The organism is Burkholderia sp. Ac-20384, from assembly GCF_017104605.1.
Lineage (GTDB): Bacteria > Pseudomonadota > Gammaproteobacteria > Burkholderiales > Burkholderiaceae > Burkholderia > Burkholderia lata.
In genome coordinates this window covers 1-1,757 of the sequence record NZ_JAAGPE010000634.1, presented here as the reverse complement: position 1 = coordinate 1,757, position 1,757 = coordinate 1, and the positions used below count along the sequence as shown (strand labels likewise).

Sequence of the window (1,757 nt, the reverse complement as noted above, 5' to 3'; positions counted from 1 at the left end):
GCACGGCTGCGGGCGGCTACGGGCCGCGTCTCTCGAAGACCGCCGCACCGGCCGACAAGCCGGCCGCGAAGCCCGCGCTCGTGCGCCCGGCGCTGAACGGCGAGAAGCCGGCGGCGGCCACGGCCGGCACGTCCGACGACGATTGGGAGACCTTCTAAGCCATGCCGCACGCGCGCGCGCCGTTTCGACCCGATGCACCGGATGCCTCGCCTCGCGCGGGCGAGCCGGGGCGCGACTTCGCGTTCACGGGCGCGGATTTCGCACGCATTCGCGCGCTGATCCATCAACGCGCGGGGATCTCGCTGTCCGAGCACAAGCGCGACATGGCGTACAGCCGTCTCGCGCGCCGCTTGCGGGCACGCGGCCTCGACACGTTCCGCGACTACCTCGACCTGCTCGAGCAGGAAGACGATCCGCTCGAGTGGGAAGCGTTCACCAATGCGCTGACGACGAACCTGACCGCGTTCTTCCGCGAGTCGCACCATTTCCCGATCCTGTCGGATTTCGTGAAGGGGCGGCCGGCGCCGGTATCGGTCTGGTGCTCGGCGGCGTCGACCGGCGAGGAGCCTTACTCGATCGCGATCACGCTGATCGAGGCGCTCGGCGAATCGGCCGCGCGCGGTGCGTCGATCCTCGCGACCGACCTCGACACGCAGGTGCTCGCGAAGGCGGAAGCCGGCATCTACACGTACGACCAGGTCAAGCACCTGGCGCCGGAGCGGCTGAAGCGCTTCTTCCTGAAGGGCACCGGCCCGCAGGCCGGCCGAGTGAAGGTGCGCCCCGAGCTGCGCGCGATGATCCGCTTCGAGCAGCTGAACCTGACCGATGCGGATTACGGGATCGCGAAGCCGTTCGACGCGATCTTCTGCCGCAACGTGATGATCTATTTCGACAAGCCGACGCAGGGGCAGGTGCTGTCGCGCTTCGAGCCGCTCGTGAAGCCGGGCGGGCTGCTGTTCGCCGGCCATTCGGAAAACTTCACGTATGTCACGCAGGCGTTCCGGCTGCGCGGGCAGACGGTGTACGAACTGACCCGCGACGCCGCCCTTGGCGCGCGGCCGCGTAGTGCGCAAGCACTTGCGATGTCGTCTCCCGCGCGCATGCATGCCGCGGGTGCCGCATCAGCTCTTGGAGAGCGCGGATGAGCGCCCTGCCGATCGCCACCAATCGCTACTTCGACAACCACTTCGGCCGTCCCGGCGTGAAGCTGTTGCCGAACGAGTTCTACACGACGTCCGAGGACATGGTGCTGATGACCGTGCTCGGCTCGTGCGTCGCCGCGTGCCTGCACGACCCGTACGCGGGCATCGGCGGGATGAATCACTTCATGCTGCCCGACGACGGCGCCGATCCGGGCGCAGCCGCGTCGGAATCGATGCGCTACGGCGCGTATGCGATGGAAGTGCTGATCAACGAGATGATCAAGGCTGGCGGGCGCCGCGAACGCTTCGAGGCGAAGGTGTTCGGGGGCGCTGCCGTGCTGGCCGGGATGACGACGATCAACATCGGCGACCGCAACGCGGATTTCGTGCGCCGCTACCTGGCGCTCGAACGCATCCGCATCACGGCGGAAGACCTGCAGGGCGTGCATCCGCGCAAGGTCGCGTTCATGGCGGCCACGGGGCGCGCGGCGGTGAAGAAGCTGCGGCTGCAGGTGCCGGGCGTGACCGAGCGCGAAGCCGCGCTCGCCCGCGAGGCCGATCGCGCCCGCACCGCACGGCCGCGTCCGCAAGTCGAGCTGTTCGCGGCGAAGCGTC

General features: G+C 68.9%; 2 protein-coding genes. Both read left to right on the top strand.

Annotated elements, in window-relative coordinates; translation table 11 throughout:
- Positions 1-161: 161 nt before the first annotated feature.
- Positions 162-1,145, top strand: coding sequence for a CheR family methyltransferase (locus G3O00_RS42480; protein WP_206146576.1), 984 nt, complete (start codon positions 162-164; stop codon positions 1,143-1,145).
- On the top strand, positions 1,142-1,757 hold a 616-nt coding region (gene cheD, locus G3O00_RS42475), incomplete at its 3' end, for a chemoreceptor glutamine deamidase CheD (RefSeq protein ID WP_206146575.1). The genes G3O00_RS42480 and cheD, both read left to right, overlap by 4 nt.